The sequence below is a fragment of the Cyanobium sp. BA20m-14 genome (assembly GCF_024346295.1).
Window position 1 is genome coordinate 1 of record NZ_JAGQCR010000035.1, and the last position, 18,584, is coordinate 18,584.

Here is an 18,584-nt window from a genome sequence, read left to right on the forward strand (position 1 = left end):
CCCTTGCTCAACCCGTTTCGGCACCGGGCCAGCACAGCCATAGCGGGAGACCTCACCCTCACCTCTGGATATACAAGCCCTATCCATGGCTGCATCGGTGATAACCCCGGTGTAGGCGCAATCAACATCTGCTATCAGGGGGAGTCTTCCTACCAAGTGGATGGGAACACTTTCCACATTCACGCTGAAGCACCCCTCTATTTCAACCCGGGCTTCTCTTACAACTACACCACTGGCCACTACAACGGGCTGGTGCTTCATGTAGATCTACAGCGATTGCAGAACACGGCCGCAGCCATCGGCGGCATGGGCCTCTCCGGTCGACGCTTTGCCCCCAATCTGCAGCGTCCCCAGGTGCTCTCAATGACCGAGGAGCGGCAGGCCAAATTGCTGATCACCCTGCGCCGGGCCTTTGCCCTGCTGGATGCGCCGGAGCTGCAAGTCCGTGGCGATCTGGAGGTGCTGCAGCTCGACGACCTCATTTATCGCATCCTGGCCCTAGCCCTCTGCCCCCAACTAGAGCAGCGGGGTAGCGGGCATGGCGAGGGGCTCTCCAGGGAACTGATCTTCGAAGAATTGCTGGAGTGGATTGGGGCCAATCTGCAATCACCAATCAACCTCACGCAGCTGGAGCAGCGCAGCGGCTATTCGAGGCGCAACCTGCAGCTCGCCTTCAGCCAACGCTTCGGTTGCGGACCAATCCAATGGGTCCGCCGCCAGCGCCTTGCCCTGGCCCGGCAGCACCTGCTCAACCCCTCGCCGAGCGACAGCGTTGCCGGCATCTCCTCAAAACTGGGCTTTAGCAACCTCTCCGCCTTCAGCCGCGACTTCCACAACACCTACGGCATTCGTCCCTCAGAGATGTTGCGTGAAGGGCGGCGCTTACACGGCTAGCCCTTCAGTCCTGGGATAAAACGCCGCTCGTGCTGGGCACCGGTGAGCATGCGATTCCAATAGAGCCCAGGCAAAAGCTTGCGCTTGATCCACCACATGCTCCAGCGCTCCTTAGTGGGGTCGAGCGGGAAGGAGGGGACCGGCTGCTGCTCATAGTTGAACTCAGCCATGATCGCCTTGCCATAGCCCGTGATCAGGGGGCAGCAGCTGTAGCCGTCGTAGGCCGCCGCTAAAGGCTGGCCATCGAGCAGGGCCAGCAGGTTGGCCACCAGCACCGGCGCCTGGCCGCGCACCGCCGCGGCCGTCTTGGAGTTCGGCATGCCACTGACATCGCCGAGCGAAAACACATTGGCGTAGCGGGTGTGCTGCAGGCTGAACTTGTCGACCTCGACGAAGCCGCTCGCCGCTGCCAGCGGGCTATCGGCCACCACCTGGGGGGCAGCCATCGGCGGCGTCACGTGCAGCATCCCGTAACCGATCACTTCTTCGCGGCTGGTTTCGCCCTCACTCACCTTGAACACCGCCTCCCGGCTCTGGGGACGTACCTCCGTAAGCACGTGGTTGTAGCGGGCATCAATACCCTTGCGCTTCACCACCTCCCGCAGCGGTGCGGCATATACGGGCACCCCGAAGATGCCAGGGGTGGCGGTGGCATAGATCACCTTTGCCGCCAGTCGCTTCTTGGCAACAACATCGGCAGCCAGATAGGCGATCTTCTGGGGCGCCCCCGGACACTTGATCGGCATCGGCGCACAAGTAAACACGGCATTGCCAGCCGCCCCCTGGCCGCCCTTGAAGGCCTGGAGCGTGTCCCAGGTGTAGGTGGCGTGGTGCTGGCTGTAGTTGCTGCACACCCCGCCCTGGCCAAGGGCCTCGGGCAGACCCTTGATCTTGTCCCAGCAGAGCTGCAGGCCGGTGGCCACCACCAGCACGTCGTAGCTGAGGCTCTGGCCGCTGGCCGTGCTCACCAGGTTGCGATCCGGATCAAAACCAGCCACCGCATCGCGGATCCAGGTCACCCCCGCTGGGATGAGATCGGCTTCAGCGCGGCGAGTCTCCTCAAGGCTGAACACACCTGCACCCACCAGGGTCCAGCCCGGTTGGTAGTAGTGATCGCTGGAGGGCTCGAGAATCGTCACCGCAAGGGCCGGACGGGCCCGTTTCAGCTGGGCGGCGGCGGTGATGCCGGCGGCGCCGCCGCCGACAATCAAAATTTGATGATGGGCCATAAAAAGGGCCGCTGGTGGAGCAGCGGCTGGATGCCATTCCTCCCGCTTTAGACGGGAAGCGTCAAATGGACAAGCCCGAAAGATTCACACTGCTAAGGATTCACACCGCTTCGGTCACCTCCCGTTTGAGTAGGGCGTAGAGATAGTCGGGTGCCTTGTAGCGGGTGGGTAGGCAGGAGTGGAGCAGGCTGAGTCGGTCCCAGGCCACGGTGCGCTTGATCGCCTCCAAGCTGCGCCCTTCCCGGATCAGTAGCCGCAGGGCCTTGCAGCAGCCGGAGTAACCAGCTTCCAATGCTCCGATCGTGGGTTTGGGGGCAACGGTCATGCTGGGAAAGTTCGGAAGGAAGCCCGCCGACGAGCTAAATACAACGCTAAACAGAGGACTGTGTGCCCGCGGCAACAATGCCGTGAAGACACGAATCCTTACCAGTTCCGCCCCCAACCGATCCCGATCCCGCGCCATGCCATGCCAAGCCAGCAGCTGAGCCTGCGTCAACCCGATGACTGGCATGTGCATCTGCGCGATGGCTCCATGCTCCAGGCCGTCGCCCTGGCTACGGCCCGCCAGTTCGCCCGGGCGATCGTGATGCCAAATCTGAACCCGCCGGTAACCACGGCGGCGGCAGCCGAGGCCTATCGCCGCCGCATCCGCGAAGCCTTGCCCGACGGCAGTCGCTTCGAACCACTGTTGACGGCCTACCTCACCGATGCCATCGATCCCGGCGAGATCGAACGGGGCTTCAACGCTGGGGCCTGGGTGGCCTGCAAGCTCTACCCGGCAAATGCCACCACCAATTCCGCCGCCGGGGTCAGCTCAATCGAGGCGATAACGCCCGTGCTCGACGCCCTTGAGCGCATCGGCATGCCCCTGCTGATCCACGGCGAAGTCACTAGCGCCGATATCGACATTTTTGATCGGGAGGCGGTATTCATCGAGCGCCACCTAGAGCCCCTACTGCGGCGCCACCCCGGCCTGAAAGTGGTACTCGAGCACATCACCACCAGTGATGCGGTTGATTTTGTGCGCAGCGGCCCGGCCAACCTGGCGGCCACGATCACGCCCCACCACCTGCACATCAACCGCAACGCCATGTTTGCCGGCGGCCTGCGGCCCGACTTCTACTGCCTGCCGGTGGCCAAGCGGGAACTGCACCGCATCGCCCTGCGGGGCGCCGCCACCTCCGGCAACCCGAAGTTTTTCCTGGGCACCGATTCCGCACCCCACGCCCGCACAGCTAAGGAAGCGGCCTGCGGCTGCGCTGGCATTTTCAATGCCCCATTTGCGCTTGAAAGCTACGCGGCGGTGTTTGAGCAGGAGAACGCCCTGGAGAGGCTCGAAGCCTTCGCCTCAGAGTTTGGGCCACGGTTTTACGGGCTACCGCTCAACGAGGCCAAGGTCACCCTGGAGCGGCAGCCGTTGGAGGTGCCCAGCCGCCTCCACCTCAATGATGCGGCCGGCACCGCTGTCGAACTGGTGCCCTTCCATGCCGGCGAAACCCTACCCTGGCGATTGTTGCTGCACTGAGAATCCGGCTTTAGAGAGGCTTTGTTGGCGCCGAAGATGGTGCCCAGGAAGAACTGAAGGCCGAGCAGCTGCCGGCAGTGTTAAGGCAACATTTGCAACGCTATGGCCAATACAGGCCTGCACCCGATCGCATGACCCACGCCCTGGTGGTGAACACGGGCAGCTCCAGCGTCAAGCTGGCCCTCTGCGATTCGAGCGGCCGACGGCTCTGGCAAGAGCAGCGCAGCTGGGGGCTTTCCCAGGCCGATTCGGGCAGCCAGCAACTGGTTGAACTGCTGGAGCAGTGGCTCTCCCCCCTGCTCGCTGCCCTTGAGCCCCTACCCCAGCTTGTAATTCACCGGATCGTGCACGGTGGTGCCCACTTCAGCGCTCCCACCCTGCTAAGCCCGCAGGTGCTGGCGGAGCTAGCAAACCTGGTGCCCCTGGCCCCACTGCACAACGGCCCAGCGCTGGAGGCCATCAACTGGCTGCAAGACCAGCTGCAGGGTCATCTGGAGGGCAGCGCCATCCAGCAATGGGCCTGCTTCGACACCGCCTTCCACGCCAGTCTCAGCGAAGCCGCCTCCACCTACGCCATCCCGGCAACCTGGCGCCAGCAGGGCCTGCGCCGCTTTGGCTTCCACGGCCTCAACCACCAGCACGTGGGCGAAACGGTCGCGGCCCGAGATCCAGACATCCGCCGCCTGATCAGCTGCCAGCTCGGCGCCGGCTGCTCCCTCTGCGCGATCGAAATCGATCCCCAGGGCCAGCCGCAGCGGCAGCGTCGATCCAGGGCTGCTGCTGCACCTAATGCGCCAGGGAATTGGCGTCTCCGAACTGGATACGGGCCTTAACCGCCAGAGCGGCCTGCTGGGGCTGTCCGAGCTCAGCGGAGACATGCGGGAGCTGCGCCTCCAGGCTGGCGGGGGCACCGCGGCGCCCAGCTGGCAATCGCGGTGTTCCGCCACCGGCTACTGCAAGGGATTGGGGCCATGGCAGCCAGCCTGGGTGGAGTGGAGGCCATCGCTCTCAGCGGCGGCATCGGCGAACACGACGACGCCCTCGCCACGGAACTGGAGCAGGCCCTGGCCTGGTTGCCGGGGCTGCGCTGGCTGCGGGTGGCCGCCGATGAGGAAGGGTTGATGGTGCGGCTGATTGCAAAGAGCTGTGTCACCAGCCGGCGGACAGGCCAACGGCTGGCTTAACAACGAGCCCTAACAGCCTGCGGGCGATGGGCTTCTTCGTCAAACTCACCGACGCCATCGCCGACCGCCAGTCGCTGCTGGTGACCGGGCTTGATCCCAACCCGGAGATGCTGCAGAGCTGGGCAGCGCGGCGGGGCCTGGCGGGCCGCTCCTTCCTCAGCCAGGCCCGCCACTGGATCAAGGCGGTGATCGAGGCCACAGCGCCCCATGTGTGCGCCTACAAGCCCAGCCTTGGTTTTTATCAGGCCCTTGGGCCGGTGGGACTGGAGCTGCTGCTGGAGGTGCGCGACCTGGTGCCCCGCGATCTCCCCCTGATCATCGACGCCAAACACGGCGATCTCAACTCCTCCTCGGCCCTGGCCCACTACCTGTTCAAAGATCTGGGCGCCGATGCGGTGACCCTCTCCCCCTTGGCTGGCCAGGACATCGCAGCCCCCTTCCTGCTCTATCCAGACAAGGCCGTGGTGATGACCTGCCACAGCTCAAACCAGGCGGCGCGCCAGATCCAGCACTACCCAAATGAGGAGACACCCCTATACCTGCAGATTGTGCGCGAGACCCAGCTGTGGGCCACCCCCGACCAGCTGTTGCTGGAGGTGGGAACCAGTGATCCGCAAATCCTGGCGCGGGTGCGGGCCGCAGCACCGGAGCGCTTCTTGATCCTGCGCAGCCTCTGGGGGGAAGAGGAAAAGCTCGACGCCATGCTGCAGGCCGGCCTGGGGGCCGCCGCCGATGGGCTGCTGCTGCCCCTACCTCAAAACCTGCTGGTAGAGGACGACATGGCCAGTCGAGCCGAGGCGCTCAAACAGCAGATCACGGCCAAGCGGCAACAGTGGCTGGAAAATCACGACAAGGGCAACCCAGATACCTGTGCCCTCTGGCTACCTGAGCAGCAACCAAGCGCCGACCCGCTCGAGAGCCTGATTGTTGATCTGTTCGACATCGGCTGCCTGCTATTCGGCGATTACGTACAAGCCTCGGGTGCGGTCTTCAACTACTACGTCGATCTGCGCCAGATCATCTCCGACCCAAACCTGTTCCACCGAGTGCTCCACGCCTATGCCGGCAAGCTGCAGGGCCTCGAATTTGACCGCATCGCCGGCATCCCCTACGGCTCCCTGCCCACCGCCACTGGGCTTTCACTGCAACTGCACAAGCCGCTGATCTATCCCCGCAAGGAGGTGAAGGCCCATGGCGCCCGGCGCCTGATCGAGGGCGACTTTGAGGAGGGCGACCGAGTGGTGGTGGTAGACGACATCTTGATCACAGGCGGCAGCGTCCTGGAGGGCATCGGCAAGCTGGAGAGCTCGGGCCTGACGGTGCAGGACGTGGTGGTGTTCATCGACCATGGCGGCGACCATGACCGCCGCGCCCGGGAGCGGCTGGCGGCGGCGGGCTACAGCTGCCATTCAGTACTGGACATCGCCCAGATCACCGCTGTGCTGCAGGGGGCCGGCCGCCTCAGCGAAGCCCAGGCCGCGAGCCTCGGATCGAGTCACGACGACTCAGTCCGGTCGTGATCGCACACTTCTTTGCCCAGGCACCCCTCTTTGCTCAGGCACCAGGTCTTAATGGGGTGCCCTTGGAGGGCCAGCTGCTGTTCATCGGCCTGCTGTTTATAGGCACGTTGGCGATCAGCCGGTTCTCGGTCCAGATCGGGATCCCGGCGATTCTCGGGGTGCTGCTGCTGGGCCTAGCGATCAACATCCAAAGCCTCAACGTCACCCATGAACAGGCCGAAAGCCTTCATGTATTCGCGCTAGCCCTGCTGCTTTTTTATGCGGGGCTGAAAACGGATATCAAAACCATTCGAGGCTTTTTGGAATATGGCCTGGCCCTGGCGGTAGGGGGGGTGGCGATTGCCACGGGTCTGCTGGCCGCCCTGATCTGGCTGCTTTCTTCCGCTGGTGGAAACCAACTAGCGCCAGGACTCAGCGACGCCATGCCCCTGGGGGCTGCCCTGCTGATTGCCGCCTGCCTGGGCTCCACCGATGCCGGAGCCACCATCAACGTGCTGAGTTCGGTGCGGCACCTGGTGCCAGAACGGCTCAAGCACCTGCTCGAATTCGAATCCTCGGTCAATGACCCAACGGCCCTGCTGCTATTCGGCTTGATCGTGGGGCTGTTCAGCACCTCCAGCGCCGGCGCCAGCCTCGAGCAAGCAGCACCTGTTGGGGTGATGCTCAACGGCCTGCGCAGCTTCGTGCAACAGGTAGGCGGCGGCCTAGTCATAGGGGCACTGTTTGGCTATGTGGCCAAATTCGTGATCAATGAGCTGGCCCACGACAGATCCCAGCTACTGATTGTGGCCATGTCTATTGCCTTTGTGGACTATGGCTGCAGCTACTTTCTAGGCGGATCCGGATTGATTTCGGTGTACATCACTGGAGTGATGATGACCAACATGATCTACCGCCAAGCCGATATCAACCATGAATCGATTCAGGAGGTGCTGCTGCCCTTCAATACCATGGCCGAGATTTGTATCTTTTTAATATTTGGTCTACTAGTGAATCCAAGCAGCCTGCTTCCCGCCCTGCCTGTTGGCTTGATAACCGCCGCGGTGTTGATGCTGGTGGTGCGACCAATAAGCGTTTTGGTGTTCCAACCCCTCTCCCCCTTCCGCTGGAAGGACAGCGTGTTGGTGTCTTGGTGTGGCCTAAGGGGGGCAGTGCCTTTGGCCCTCTCTTACAACGCGGTCGATCAGATCAGTCACCTACGTGGTGTCGACCCAGGCTCCGTCGTTGCTCTAGCCCACAACGCCCAAAGCATCGTGTTCGTTGTAGTGCTGATCAACCTGCTAGCCCAAGGCCTCACCCTGCCGCGGCTCTGCCGGCGGCTCAACCTGATCTCGGCGCCACCTGAAGCCGTAGGGTAATAAGTGCGTCTTTGCAACTCTTGGACGCCCACCCGTGCGATGAGCAGCAGTCAGGGACTCACCATCGGGGAACTCGAAGCCAATTATTCGCTTTATTGCAAGGCCCTGAGGCTGCTCCTAAAGGAAGGAAAAACCGTAGCCGCCATTCAACGCACCGTCTGCTGGAGCCGCTTGGAGCAACTTCATATCTGCCTGCCTAGTCGCTATAAAGCACCTGACTATCTATGCGTTGTGCTGAAGCGCGATCTCGGCTGATCATTCATCCCGGCCCGAGCAGCGCAACGCAAAGGCTCCCATGAAATCGATCTCAGATCCCTTTCTGCGCCGGCCCGTGCTCACCCTGGTGGTGAGCCTGCTGGTTCTGTTGATAGGGCTGGTGTGTTTACCGCTGCTGCAGGTGGAAAACCTGCCACCGATTGCTCCCGGCCGAGTCACGGTGCGGGCCACCTACCCAGGCGCCGGCCCAGAGGTGGTGGAGCAGGGGGTCACCGCCCTGCTGGAACAACAGCTAAACGGCCTCGAGCGGCTAGACAGCATCCGCTCCACCAGCTCAGCCAACGGCAGCTCCATCACCCTGGGATTCGAGGGCGGCGACCCCGAGCTCAACCAGATCAACACCCAGAACGAAGTGGCGGTGATAACCCGCCAGCTGCCGGCACCGGTGGCGCGCTTCGGGGTGCAGGTGCGGCGCAGCTCCGACGACCTGCTGATGGTGCTGAGCTTCAGTGCTGATCCCAAGCTCTATGGCGAAACCTTTTTGAGCGGTTGGCTCGATCAGGTGGTGAAAGAGAGGCTGCAGCGGGTGCCTGGAGTGGGCAACGTCACCCTTTCAGGTGGCAACAGCCTGGCCTTCAGGCTCTGGCTAAACCCGGCCCAACTCGAGGAGCGAGGCCTCACAATTACCGATGTGCGTGCGGCCCTGCAGCAGCAAAACGTGCTGGCTGCCTTGGGCCAAACGGGCGAAGCCCCCAGCCCCAGCGGCCAGGAGCTCACCCTGCCGCTGCGCATGGAAGGGCGCCTGCGCAGTCCAGCGGAATTTGAACAGCTGGTGGTGGCCCGCAGCGCTAATGGCGGCGTCACCCTGCTGAGGGATGTGGGCCGGGTGAGCCTGGGCAGCGAGAGCTACGACACGATCGCCACCAACCTGCAGGGCAGGCCAGCGGTAGCCGTAGTGATCTACCAGCGCGACGGCAGCAACGCCATCACCGTGAGTAAAGCGGTGAATGCAGCCCTAGATGAGCTCGCACCCCAATTTCCGCCGGGGGTCGATCAGCAGCTGATTGTTGATGAGGCCGACTTTGTGCGCGGCAGCATCCAGGGCACCCTCGACAGCCTGCGCGATGCGGTGTTGCTGGTGTTCTTGGTGCTTCTTTTTGGCCTTGGCAACAGCCGCCTGGCTCTGATCACCGCTGCCGCAGTGCCAGTGGCCTTGATCGGCTCGTTGAGCGTGCTGAAGCTTGCCGGCCAATCGCTAAATACCCTCACCCTGTTTGGCTTGGTGCTGGCCTCTGGGCTGGTGGTGGACGACGCCATCGTGGTGAGCGAGGACATTGGCCGCCGCCTGGAGGCTGGCAAGCCACCCCTGCAGGCCGCCCGCGAAGCCATGGCCGAGCTCGGCGGGGCCGTGGTGTCCACCTCTATAGCCCTGGTGGTGGTGTTCATCCCGGTGATTGGCCTGGGGGGCAGCTTGGGCCGGCTGTACGCCCCGATCGCAATCACGATCAGCGGCGCCATCGCCTTCTCCACCCTCAATGCCCTGAGCTTCACGCCGGTGGCCAGCAGCCGACTACTAAACCCCCAGCAACGCGAACCGGCCTGGTTGCTGCGATGGATAGACCCGCCGCGGCGCTGGCTCGAGGGGCTGGAGGTGCCCTACGGGCGCTGGCTGGCCTGGACTATGGAGCGGCGACGGCTGGTGGTTTCCCTGCTACTGGGCGGCCTACTGATCACGGGATTGGCCCTGCAAGCCCTGCCCAAAGCCTTCATCCCCCAGGAAGACAACGGTCAGCTGCGGGGGGTAGTGATCTTGGCCGATGGCCTGGGGCTGCAGCAGACCCAACGGGTGCTGGAGCAGGTGCGCCAGGTGGTGGCTGAAGAACCCCTGATCACCCGCGCCAATTTCTATGCGGGGCGCTCCTTTGGCGATAGCAGCCCCAACAAGGGCATCTTCTACCTGCGCCTGGCGCCAATCGAGCAGCGCCGCAGCCCCGAGGCAGCTACACGGGCCGTGGGAGAGCGACTCAAGGGCGAGTTGCGCCGCCGCATCACCGGTGCAGTGGTACAGCTCAGCGAGGCACCCTCCGTGCGGGGGTTCAGTTCAGAAGGGGGGCTCGAGCTGGAACTGCTGGACAACAGCAACGGTCAACTCAGCCTCTCCGCCTTCGAACAGCAAGCCCAGGCCTTCATCCGAGCCGCCCAAGCCACCAATCGCTTTGAACGGGTTTCAACCCGCTTCACCGCCGGTGCCCCCCTGGTGCAGCTGGTGCCAGATCGGCTGCAGATGGCCTCGCTCGGGGTGGATCTCAGCACCGTGGTCGACACCCTCGGAGCCAGCTTCGGCAGTGACTACGTCAATGACAGCTTTGAGAGCGACCAGGTGCGCAAGGTAATCGTGCAGCTTGACGGCGCCTCGCGCCGCAGCGCCGATGACGTGCTCGCTCTGCAGGTGAAAACCCGCGATGGCCAGCTGATCCCCCTGGCCCAATTGGTGCGGATCGAACAAAACACTGGCCCAACCTCAATCAACCACACCCGGCTGGTGCGTTCGATCAGCATCCGGGCCCTGCCCCGCCCTGGCGTGAGCAGTGGCCAAGCCATGGCCAGCCTGATGGAAGTGCAGCGGCAGCTCGGCGGCAGCACAGAATTGGAATGGGCCGGCCTGGCTCGGGAAGAGTCGCGCGCCGGTGGCGGCAACATTCGGGTGTTTGCCTTGGCAATCCTGGTGATGGTGCTGGTGCTAGCAGCCCTCTACGAAAACTTCGCCGACCCCTTCATCATTCTGGTCACCGTGCCCCTAGCCATGCTGGGAGCGGTCGGCGGCCTGTTGCTGCGGGGCCTGCCCCTCGACGTGTACGGCCAGATGGGCCTGCTGATGCTGGTGAGCCTTACGGCCAAGAACGCCATCCTGATCGTGGAATTCGCCAACCAGCGCATGGCCGAAGGCCTCGACCTGGACACGGCGATCCGCGGAGCGGCTATCGCCCGCCTGCGGCCGATCCTGCTCACCGCCCTCGCCGCCCTTGCAGGCGGCATACCCCTACTCTTCGCCAGTGGCTTCGGCTCAGGCGGCAGGGTGAGCATCGGCACGGTGGTGTTCTTCGGGTTGCTGGTATCTACCTTCCTGGGCCTGTTTGTTGTTCCCGTGATGTACCGCATCATCAAGGGTTGGGAACTGGGCAGACCTAGGCCGGCTGGCATGTCTCCCCAGTCCTAGAGGTTAGTCGAAGCCCAGCAGGTCGAAGATCTCCCGATCCTTGAGGGATTCGGCCTCTAAGGGTTCAACGTCATCGAGCATCCGGCGGGCCAGATTGAGGTATTCCTGCTGCACCGCATCCACTTCCGGTGTGCTTTCCATCTCGAAGATGGTGCACTTTTTGAGGCGGGATTTACGAATGGCGTCCACGGTCTTGAAATGGGCCATGGTGCGCAGGCCTGTGCGGGCGTTGAACTTGTCGATTTCGTCGGTCTCCTCGGAGCGGTTGGCGATCACACCACCGAGACGCACCTTGTAGTTCTTGGCCTTGGCATTGATGGCCTGCATGATCCGGTTCATCGCGAAGATGGAGTCGAAGTCATTAGCCGTAACAATCAGGCAGTAGTGGGCGTGCTGCAGCGGTGCGGCAAAGCCCCCGCACACCACATCTCCCAACACATCAAAGATCACCACATCGGTTTCTTCGAGCAGGTGGTGCTCCTTGAGCAGCTTCACCGTTTGGCCAGTGACATATCCTCCGCAACCCGTACCGGCCGGAGGCCCGCCAGATTCCACACACATCACCCCGTTGTAGCCCTCAAACACGAAGTCTTCCGGCCGCAATTCCTCGGTGTGGAAATCAACGGTTTCGAGGATATCGATGACCGTGGGCACCATCCTCTTGGTGAGGGTGAAAGTGCTGTCGTGCTTGGGATCGCAACCGATCTGTAGCACCCGCTTGCCCAGCTTGGAGAAGGCGGCCGACAGGTTGGAGGAGGTGGTGGACTTACCGATCCCCCCCTTGCCGTAGACAGCAAGCACCAGGGCGCCTTCCTCGATCGCCATCGAGGGGTCCTGGTGGACCTGCAGGCTGCCCTCGCCATCGGGCCGGGATAGGTCGGGACGTTGAAGAGTTGATGTCATACCAATAGGTGCTTGATCAGACCCAGTCGAATATCCATCCTGCTGCGGGCAAACCGCTGCCTGCCTGGGGTATGGGGGATGCGCATGCAAAGCGAAACATCCCGATCAGCTTGATGCGGATCCAAACACATACCCATGCCAGGCGACAGGAACAAAAAGGGAATCAGGAACTGAAGTGGGCCTTGGCCTCGTAGAGGGCCTCGCTGTCGATCAGGGCCAGGCCCCGGTCGCGGGCATAGGCCTCGGTGTTCTTGCGCACCTTGCCCCGCACGAAGAAGGGAATCTTGGCCAATTCAGCCTCCCCATCAGGGCTCCAAACCAGGCCAGCTGGGGATGAGCCAGCGGCTGGGGCAGCGGCAGTGGCTGAGGAAGTGGCTGGCTCAGCGGTCGGGGCACTGGCCCCCTCCAGGTGGCTGAGGTGGCCATCGACGAATTCAAAGTCGTGGCGGAACATGCCGATCAGGTGCTCCTCCAGGCCCATCATCAACGGGTGCACCCAGGCATCAAAGATCACGTTGGCCCCCTCCCAACCCATCTGGGGCGAATAGCGGGCAGGCACATCCTGCACATGCAGCGGCGAGCTGATCACGGCGCAGGGGATGCCCAGGCGCTTGGCGCTGTGGCGCTCCATCTGGGTACCCAGCACCAATTCCGGTGCCGCTGCCGCCATCGCCGCCTCCACGGCGAGGTAATCGTCTGTGATCAGGGCCTCCAGGCCCAGCCCAGCCGCCGCAGCCCGCACCTCCCGGGCCAGCTCCCGGCTGTAGGTACCCAGACCCACCACCTTGAAACCCAACTCCTGGCTGGCGATGCGGGCTGCGGCGATGGCGTGGGTGGCGTCAGCGAAAATGAATACTCGCTTGGCCGTGAGGTAGGTGGAATCCACCGAGCGGGAATACCAGGGCAGGCGGGAGCGCCGTTCGGCCTGGCACACCCCATCGGCGCCGGCCTCCAGCTCGGCAGGCAGTTCCAGCCCGAGCAGGGCGTGTAACTCCCGCAGGAATGCCACCGTGGCCCCAATGCCAAGGGGCACCGTACGCACGGTGGCCATGCCGAAGCTGCGCTCCAGCCAGCTGCACAGGGGCGCCGCCACCTCGGGGTAGAGACACACGTTGGCGTCCGCCGTGGGAATGCGCATCAGGTCGGCTGGCCTGGCCCCCAGGGGCGCAACCACCGTGACATCGATGCCGTATTCACCGAGCAGCCGGGTGATCTCCCGCACGTCGTCGCGGCAGCGGAAACCCAGCAGGCTCGGGCCCAGCAGATTGACCCGCGGCCGGCGACCTTCCTGGCGCCAGCGCTGAGGCGATGGCTTCTCGAAGCCCGGCGAGGGCAGCTGGGCCTTGAGCAGCCCGCGCACCAACTGATAGAGGGTTTCAGCGGCGCCCCAGTTCTCCTTTTTGGAATAGGCCGGCAGATCGAGGCTCACCACCGGGATGCCGCCGAGGTCCATGGTCGCCGCCAGGGACCCAGGCTGGTCCTGGATCAGCTCGGCGGTGCAGCTCTCGCCCACCAGCAGGGCCTCGGGCTGGAAGCGGGCCACGGCCTCGGCGATCGAACGCTTCACCAGTTCGGCGGTGTCGCCACCCAGGTCGCGGGCCTGGAAGGTGGTGTAGGTCACCGGCGGCCGCCGGTCGCGCCGCTCGATCATGGTGAAAAGCAGGTCGGCGTAGGTGTCCCCCTGGGGCGCGTGCAGCACGTAGTGCACCCCCTCCATCGACGTGGCAATCCGCATGGCGCCCACGTGGGGGGGGCCTTCGTAGGTCCAGAGGGTGAGTTCCATCGAGGCTTAGAAAATTGGCAGGGGGGAAGGCCGGTTAGGGCAAATGACCCAATCAGGCAAAAGAGAGCAGGGCGCGGCGGCGCAGGGAGCGGGCAAACAATTCGGCCAGATCACCGGCCTGGTCGCACCCGTGGATGGGGCTGAATACCAGCTCAATCGACCACTTTGTAGCGATCCCCTCGGCCTCGAGGGGATTGGCCAGGCCGAGGCCGCATACGACCAGATCAGGCCGCTCGGCGCGGACCCGCTCCAGCTGGCGTTCCACGTCTTGCCCCTCGCTGATGCGGGTGCCAGGTGGCAACAGGGCCAGCTCGGCATCGAGCAGTTGGCGATCGAGATAGGGCGTGCCCACCTCCACCAGCTCCATGCCGCACTCGCGGTGCAGGAAGCGCCCCAGCGAAAGCTCCAGCTGGGAATCGGGCAGCAGAAAGAGCCGTTTGCCGGCCAATAGCTCCCGGTGGGGAGCGATGGCCCGCTGGCCCCGCTCCACCAAGGGATCGAGCACCTCGGCCACCAGGGCCGGCGCCACCCCGAAGGCAGCGGCGGCGGCGGCCATCCAGGCCCGACTGCCCTCCACCCCAAAGGGATAGGGGGCAGTAAGCAGCTGGCCGCCGCGGCTCACCAGGGCCCGCGCCGTGGCCGAGAGGAATGGCTGGGCCAGCAGCACCCGGGTGCCGGGCCCAATTGGGGGCAGCTCGGTGGAGCGCCGCGGCGGCAGGCTCGTGACCACCGGAATACCCAGGCGACCAAACAGCTGCACCAGCCTGTCCTCCACCGCATCGGCCAGGGTGCCGACGATCAGCAGCTGATCAACCTGGCTGGCTGGCATCAGGGGAACCATCGCCAGCAGGGCCTGGTCTTCTCCCTGGGTGAAGGTAGTTTCGATGCCGCTGCCGCTGTAGTTCAGCACCATCACCCGGCCGGCCAGCTGGGTGTTGAGCCGCTCGGCGGCCTTGGCCAGATCCAGCTTGATCACCTCGCTGGGGCAACTACCCACCAGGAACAGGGTGCGGATCTCGGGGCGCCGCTCCAGCAGATCCTTCACCAGCCGGTCGAGCTCATCATTGGCATCGGCCAGGCCGGCCAGATCCCGCTCGCCCAGAATCGCAGTACCGAAACGGGGTTCGGCAAAGATCATCACGCCGGCGGCGCTCTGAACCAGGTGGGCGCAAGTGCGGGAGCCCACCACCAGGAAAAAGGCATCCGGCATACGCCGGTGCAACCACACAATCGAGGTGAGCCCGCAGAACACCTCCCGCTGACCGCTCTCCTTGAGCAGTTCGGGATGGAGGTCATCAATAACCTGAGATGCGCCCATCCAGGCGACCCCTGTGGAAAGAACCTTTCAGGGCTAACTGAGCCAACGGGCACTTGGTGGACAACGCCTACAAATGTTCGGGATCAGGCCACGGTCATTAACCTGAATTGCTGCTCCAGCTAACCCCGCCCCGTTCCAACCCACCCAGCAGCTCTGGCCCTTGGCCCCCCGCAGACCCCCCAACAGGCGCAACCGCAAACCCTGGCGAGCTCCGCTGGCCCTGGTGATGCTGGTCAATGCTGGAGCCCTGGGCTATCGACTCAGCGAAGGCTGGGACTGGGGGGATTGTTACTGGATGGTGCTGATCACCCTCAGCACCCTGGGGTTCAGCGATGGCCACACCCAGGTTCTCAGCGCCGCAGGGCGCGTGGTCACCACCCTGCTGATTCTGGGCGGGCTGGTGGTTGTCCAGATCAGTATCCAGGGCGTCCTTGGACTCTCTGAATCCGGCTACTTTCGGCGCCTGCGGGAGCGCCAATTCCACCGCTGGCTTCTCAGCATGAATGACCATGTCATCCTCTGCGGCTACGGCCGCATCGGCCGCGAAATCGCCGAACAACTCACCCGGGAAAACGTGCCGTTGCTGGTGGTTGAGATGGACAGTGAGCGCCGGGATGCGGCCGAGGAGCGCGGCCTGGCGGTGATATCCGCCGACGCCACCCTGGATGAAACCCTTCTCGAGGCGGGCATTCACCGCTGCCGAGCCCTGGTGGCCGCCCTGCCCAACAACGCATCCAACCTCTACGTGGTGCTCAGCGCCAGGGGAATGGCGCCCAACTGTCGTCTGATTGCCCGCTCCGACAGCGAGGAGGCCGAGCGCAAACTGCTGCTCGCCGGCGCCGACCAGGTGGTGAGTCCCTACGTCAGTGGCGGCCGGGCCATGGCGGCAACGGCCCTGCGACCCCTCTCGGTGACCTTCATGGATCTGCTGGCTGGCTCCGACTGTGAAGTGGAGGAGTTCCTGCTCAGCAGTGACCCGGATGACCTGGGCTCCCTCGATGGGGCCTCCCTGGCCGAACTCCAGATCGGCGCCCGCTCGGGTGCCCTGGTGCTGGCCATCCTTCCGCCCAAGGCGAAGCCGGAAGGGCAAGTGCGCCAATACCGGGGTTCGCAGTACAGCCCCGAAGCCCCCACGCTGATCGCCAACCCAGCCGGCGACACCAAACTGGCGCCGGGCCAGATGCTTGTGGTATTGGGCAGCCAGCAGCAGCGGGAAAACTTTGGCCTGCTGCTGGGCTCCGCCCTCAAAAGCGTCGATGCCATGACCAACTGAAGTCAGGGGCCAACTGAAGTCAGCCGCGCTGTGCCCGAGACCAGGAGGCCGGGGAAAAGACATGGCCATGCTCCAGGGCAATGGCCACCACGGCATCGGCGTCGGCGGCCACAACCCGGGCCTTGAGGGCGGAATCGGCATCCACCTTGACCATGAAGGCATTGAGCTGGGATTTCGACATGGGAGGTGGGGGGAGAGTTTTCACCCTATGCCTAGCCAGAATCCTGCGATCGCGGCGAGATCAAACCCCCCTAGGACCGGCAGGCTGCCCTGTAGGGTAATAGGTGATTCAAAGATTTCTCTCTAGCGAGCTGACCACTTTCTCTTGGGCCGTCGAAGGATCCATTCATAGTTTCTGAGTTCATGACCATTTACGTCGGCAATCTTTCCTTCGATGCAGAAGCGGAAGATGTCCAGCACCTGTTCAGTCAATACGGGCAGGTGAGCAAGTGCAGCCTCCCCCTCGACCGCGACACAGGCCGCAAACGCGGTTTTGCTTTCGTGGAGATGGCCAACCCCGCCGAGGAAACCAAGGCCATCGAGGATCTCCAAGATGTGGAGTGGATGGGTCGCGCCATCCGCGTCAATAAAGCCGAGCCCCGTGGCGGTGGCGGCGGTGGTGGCGGCGGCGGCGGTCGCCGTGATTTTGGTGGCGGCGGCGGTGGCGGTGGCTACGGCGGCGGTGGTGGTGGTGGCGGCGGTCGCTACTGAGCCAAACGAGCCAACCGGCTCCAGCCAATCCCGGTCACCCCAGTGACCCCAAACCGTCCCCCAGCGGGGCGGTTTTTTTATGGCCCGGGCCCCGCGGCTTCCTAACCTGAAGCCATGGCAAGCCACCCTCCGCTGGTGCTGGTGCACGGTCTTTGGGATACCCCGCGACTGTTCCATCGCCTCCAGGAGAGGCTTGGAGATCGGCGCTTCCCCCTGCTGGTCCCCTATCTGCCCATCTGGCTCGGTCGCACCCCGGTGCAGGAGCTAGCTCGGATCCTGGGCAGCCACATCGAGGCGGCCTTCGGCCCCCATACCCCCATCGATCTGCTTGGCTTCTCGATGGGTGGGGTGATCGGCCGCACCTGGATCCAGCTGCAAGGGGGCCACTGCCGCACCCGTAGGTTCATCAGCGTGGGCAGCCCCCAACAGGGCACCCCTACCGCCCAACCCTGGCCCCGCTGGCTGGTGGCTGGTATCGCTGATATGAAACTGGCCAGCCCCCTGCTGCACGAACTCAACGGCAACCCGGCCACTCTTCAAGCTGTGGAGTGCTCCAGCTTTTACTGCCCCAGCGACCTGATGGTGGTGCCGGGCTGGCGCGCCGTGCTGCCGGTGGGCTCGCGGCAGGCGTTACCTGTGCTCACCCACCAGCAGCTGATGCGCGAGCCAGCCGCCCTCGACGTGCTGGCTGCCGAGCTGCTGCGGCCTTGAACACCCCTGATCCCCTGGCCCTTTCCCTTCTGGTGCGCTGGCTGCTGGGCTGGTGGCTGTGCCTGCCCATGCCGGCCTTAGCTGAGCTCACACCGGTTGACCGGCCGCAGGTTTCGGTGCTGATCCCCGCCCGCAATGAAGCCCTCACCCTGCCCCGGCTGCTCAAGGCCCTCCAGCTCCAGAGCCTGCAGCCGCTCGAGGTGATCGTGATCGACGACGGTTCTGGTGATGACACCGCGGCGATCGCCCGCGCCGCTGGCGTGAAGGTGACGACTTCGGCGCCCCTGCCGCCTGGCTGGTGCGGCAAAAACTGGGCTCTGCACCAGGGGGTGGAGCAAAGCCAGGGGGAGTTACTGGTGTTTATGGACGCCGACACGGAACCCGCACCAACCTTTCTGGCCAAGCTGGTGGCAAACCAGCAGCGGCACGGCGGCCTGGTTTCCGTGCAGCCGTACCACCGCACCGAGAAGGCCTACGAGCAGCTTTCTGTGTTGTTCAACCTGGTGGGGCTGATGGCGGTTCCCCTGGGGCCGCGGGCAGGGGTTGCCTTTGGCCCTGCCATGGCGACCAGCCGCAGGGATTACGACCAGATCGGCGGCCATGCCTCCGTTGCCGGCGAAGTGGTGGAGGATTGGTTTCTAGCCCACCGCTACGAAGCGGCGGGCCTGCCGGTGAGCGCCTTTCTCGGCACAACCAACCTGGCCTATCGCATGTATCCCGGGGGACTGCGGGACATGGTGGT

At 64.1% G+C, this 18,584-nt stretch carries 16 protein-coding genes and 3 pseudogenes; 13 read left to right on the forward strand and 6 right to left on the reverse strand.

What is annotated here, in order from left to right; genetic code table 11:
• Nucleotides 1–894, forward strand: an 894-nt coding sequence (locus KBZ07_RS05205; protein ID WP_254930619.1) for an AraC family transcriptional regulator, incomplete at its 5' end; no start/stop codon positions are given.
• On the opposite strand, the gene KBZ07_RS05210 is transcribed toward KBZ07_RS05205, so the two are convergent.
• Both KBZ07_RS05210 and KBZ07_RS05215 read right to left on the reverse strand, forming a co-directional pair.
• Nucleotides 891–2,123 (reverse strand): FAD/NAD(P)-binding oxidoreductase, encoded by a 1,233-nt coding sequence (locus KBZ07_RS05210; protein WP_254930620.1) that lies wholly within the window; start codon nucleotides 2,121–2,123, stop codon nucleotides 891–893. The genes KBZ07_RS05205 and KBZ07_RS05210 overlap by 4 nt on opposite strands.
• 100 nt (nucleotides 2,124–2,223) lie before the next feature.
• Entirely contained in the window at nucleotides 2,224–2,448 is a 225-nt protein-coding gene (locus KBZ07_RS05215; protein ID WP_254930621.1) for a DUF3136 domain-containing protein, read from the reverse strand.
• Nucleotides 2,449–2,589: 141 nt separating this feature from the next.
• Here KBZ07_RS05215 and pyrC point away from each other — a divergent pair, with 141 nt between their 5' ends.
• From pyrC to KBZ07_RS05245, 8 genes and pseudogenes are all read left to right on the forward strand, one after another.
• A complete protein-coding gene (gene pyrC / locus KBZ07_RS05220; RefSeq protein WP_254930622.1) occupies nucleotides 2,590–3,648 on the forward strand; it encodes a dihydroorotase in 1,059 nt (352 codons plus the stop codon).
• A gap of 131 nt (nucleotides 3,649–3,779) precedes the next feature.
• Nucleotides 3,780–4,367: pseudogene (locus KBZ07_RS16265) on the forward strand (acetate kinase); the annotation flags it as partial.
• A gap of 70 nt (nucleotides 4,368–4,437) precedes the next feature.
• Nucleotides 4,438–4,482 (forward strand): annotated as a pseudogene (locus KBZ07_RS16270) (hypothetical protein); the annotation flags it as partial.
• A gap of 83 nt (nucleotides 4,483–4,565) precedes the next feature.
• A pseudogene (locus KBZ07_RS16275) lies at nucleotides 4,566–4,832 on the forward strand (acetate kinase); the annotation flags it as partial.
• A gap of 26 nt (nucleotides 4,833–4,858) precedes the next feature.
• Complete coding sequence (locus KBZ07_RS05230; RefSeq protein WP_254930623.1) at nucleotides 4,859–6,352, forward strand: bifunctional orotidine-5'-phosphate decarboxylase/orotate phosphoribosyltransferase; 1,494 nt, start codon at nucleotides 4,859–4,861, stop codon at nucleotides 6,350–6,352.
• Nucleotides 6,349–7,710, forward strand: a complete 1,362-nt coding sequence (locus tag KBZ07_RS05235; protein ID WP_254930624.1) for a cation:proton antiporter — start codon at nucleotides 6,349–6,351, stop codon at nucleotides 7,708–7,710. Before KBZ07_RS05230 ends, KBZ07_RS05235 begins: the two co-directional genes overlap by 4 nt.
• Before the next feature lie 39 nt (nucleotides 7,711–7,749).
• Nucleotides 7,750–7,965, forward strand: coding sequence for a DUF3136 domain-containing protein (locus KBZ07_RS05240; RefSeq protein WP_094561403.1), 216 nt, complete (start codon nucleotides 7,750–7,752; stop codon nucleotides 7,963–7,965).
• 40 nt (nucleotides 7,966–8,005) lie between these two features.
• Complete coding sequence (locus KBZ07_RS05245; RefSeq protein WP_254930625.1) at nucleotides 8,006–11,143, forward strand: efflux RND transporter permease subunit; 3,138 nt, start codon at nucleotides 8,006–8,008, stop codon at nucleotides 11,141–11,143.
• A gap of 3 nt (nucleotides 11,144–11,146) precedes the next feature.
• Here the strand turns inward: KBZ07_RS05245 and bchL are convergent, their stop codons facing one another.
• The 3 genes from bchL to KBZ07_RS05260 form a co-directional block, all read right to left on the reverse strand.
• Entirely contained in the window at nucleotides 11,147–12,046 is a 900-nt protein-coding gene (bchL, locus tag KBZ07_RS05250) for a ferredoxin:protochlorophyllide reductase (ATP-dependent) iron-sulfur ATP-binding protein (RefSeq protein WP_197150339.1), read from the reverse strand.
• A gap of 163 nt (nucleotides 12,047–12,209) precedes the next feature.
• Nucleotides 12,210–13,829, reverse strand: coding sequence for a ferredoxin:protochlorophyllide reductase (ATP-dependent) subunit B (locus tag KBZ07_RS05255; RefSeq protein WP_254930626.1), 1,620 nt, complete (start codon nucleotides 13,827–13,829; stop codon nucleotides 12,210–12,212).
• A 52-nt stretch (nucleotides 13,830–13,881) separates the two neighbouring features.
• The gene (locus KBZ07_RS05260; RefSeq protein ID WP_254930627.1) at nucleotides 13,882–15,147 is read right to left on the reverse strand and encodes a ferredoxin:protochlorophyllide reductase (ATP-dependent) subunit N; all 1,266 of its coding nucleotides are present in this window, start codon (nucleotides 15,145–15,147) and stop codon (nucleotides 13,882–13,884) included.
• Between the two features lie 160 nt (nucleotides 15,148–15,307).
• On the opposite strand from KBZ07_RS05260, the gene KBZ07_RS05265 reads away from it, so the two are divergent.
• Complete coding sequence (locus KBZ07_RS05265) at nucleotides 15,308–16,420, forward strand: TrkA family potassium uptake protein (RefSeq protein WP_254930628.1); 1,113 nt, start codon at nucleotides 15,308–15,310, stop codon at nucleotides 16,418–16,420.
• A gap of 19 nt (nucleotides 16,421–16,439) precedes the next feature.
• On the opposite strand, the gene KBZ07_RS05270 is transcribed toward KBZ07_RS05265, so the two are convergent.
• Complete coding sequence (locus tag KBZ07_RS05270) at nucleotides 16,440–16,601, reverse strand: Nif11-like leader peptide family RiPP precursor (RefSeq protein WP_197150355.1); 162 nt, start codon at nucleotides 16,599–16,601, stop codon at nucleotides 16,440–16,442.
• A 182-nt stretch (nucleotides 16,602–16,783) separates the two neighbouring features.
• Between KBZ07_RS05270 and KBZ07_RS05275 the strand changes: the two genes are divergently transcribed.
• The 3 genes from KBZ07_RS05275 to KBZ07_RS05285 all read left to right on the forward strand — a co-directional run.
• Nucleotides 16,784–17,131, forward strand: a complete 348-nt coding sequence (locus KBZ07_RS05275; protein WP_254930629.1) for an RNA-binding protein — start codon at nucleotides 16,784–16,786, stop codon at nucleotides 17,129–17,131.
• Nucleotides 17,132–17,245: 114 nt separating this feature from the next.
• Complete coding sequence (locus KBZ07_RS05280; protein ID WP_254930630.1) at nucleotides 17,246–17,842, forward strand: triacylglycerol lipase; 597 nt, start codon at nucleotides 17,246–17,248, stop codon at nucleotides 17,840–17,842.
• Nucleotides 17,839–18,584 (forward strand): glycosyltransferase family 2 protein (locus KBZ07_RS05285; protein WP_254930631.1); only part of this gene is annotated, 746 nt, incomplete at its 3' end. The genes KBZ07_RS05280 and KBZ07_RS05285, both read left to right, overlap by 4 nt.

Coding starts and splice junctions, on each gene's coding strand:
- KBZ07_RS05210 (WP_254930620.1), bottom strand. CDS start 2,123: ATGGCCCATCATCAAATTTTGATTGTCGGCGGCGGCGCCGCCGGCATC.
- KBZ07_RS05215 (WP_254930621.1), bottom strand. CDS start 2,448: ATGACCGTTGCCCCCAAACCCACGATCGGAGCATTGGAAGCTGGTTAC.
- pyrC (WP_254930622.1), top strand. CDS start 2,590: ATGCCAAGCCAGCAGCTGAGCCTGCGTCAACCCGATGACTGGCATGTG.
- KBZ07_RS05230 (WP_254930623.1), top strand. CDS start 4,859: ATGGGCTTCTTCGTCAAACTCACCGACGCCATCGCCGACCGCCAGTCG.
- KBZ07_RS05240 (WP_094561403.1), top strand. CDS start 7,750: ATGAGCAGCAGTCAGGGACTCACCATCGGGGAACTCGAAGCCAATTAT.
- KBZ07_RS05245 (WP_254930625.1), top strand. CDS start 8,006: ATGAAATCGATCTCAGATCCCTTTCTGCGCCGGCCCGTGCTCACCCTG.
- bchL (WP_197150339.1), bottom strand. CDS start 12,046: ATGACATCAACTCTTCAACGTCCCGACCTATCCCGGCCCGATGGCGAG.
- KBZ07_RS05255 (WP_254930626.1), bottom strand. CDS start 13,829: ATGGAACTCACCCTCTGGACCTACGAAGGCCCCCCCCACGTGGGCGCC.
- KBZ07_RS05260 (WP_254930627.1), bottom strand. CDS start 15,147: ATGGGCGCATCTCAGGTTATTGATGACCTCCATCCCGAACTGCTCAAG.
- KBZ07_RS05270 (WP_197150355.1), bottom strand. CDS start 16,601: ATGTCGAAATCCCAGCTCAATGCCTTCATGGTCAAGGTGGATGCCGAT.
- KBZ07_RS05275 (WP_254930629.1), top strand. CDS start 16,784: ATGACCATTTACGTCGGCAATCTTTCCTTCGATGCAGAAGCGGAAGAT.
- KBZ07_RS05280 (WP_254930630.1), top strand. CDS start 17,246: ATGGCAAGCCACCCTCCGCTGGTGCTGGTGCACGGTCTTTGGGATACC.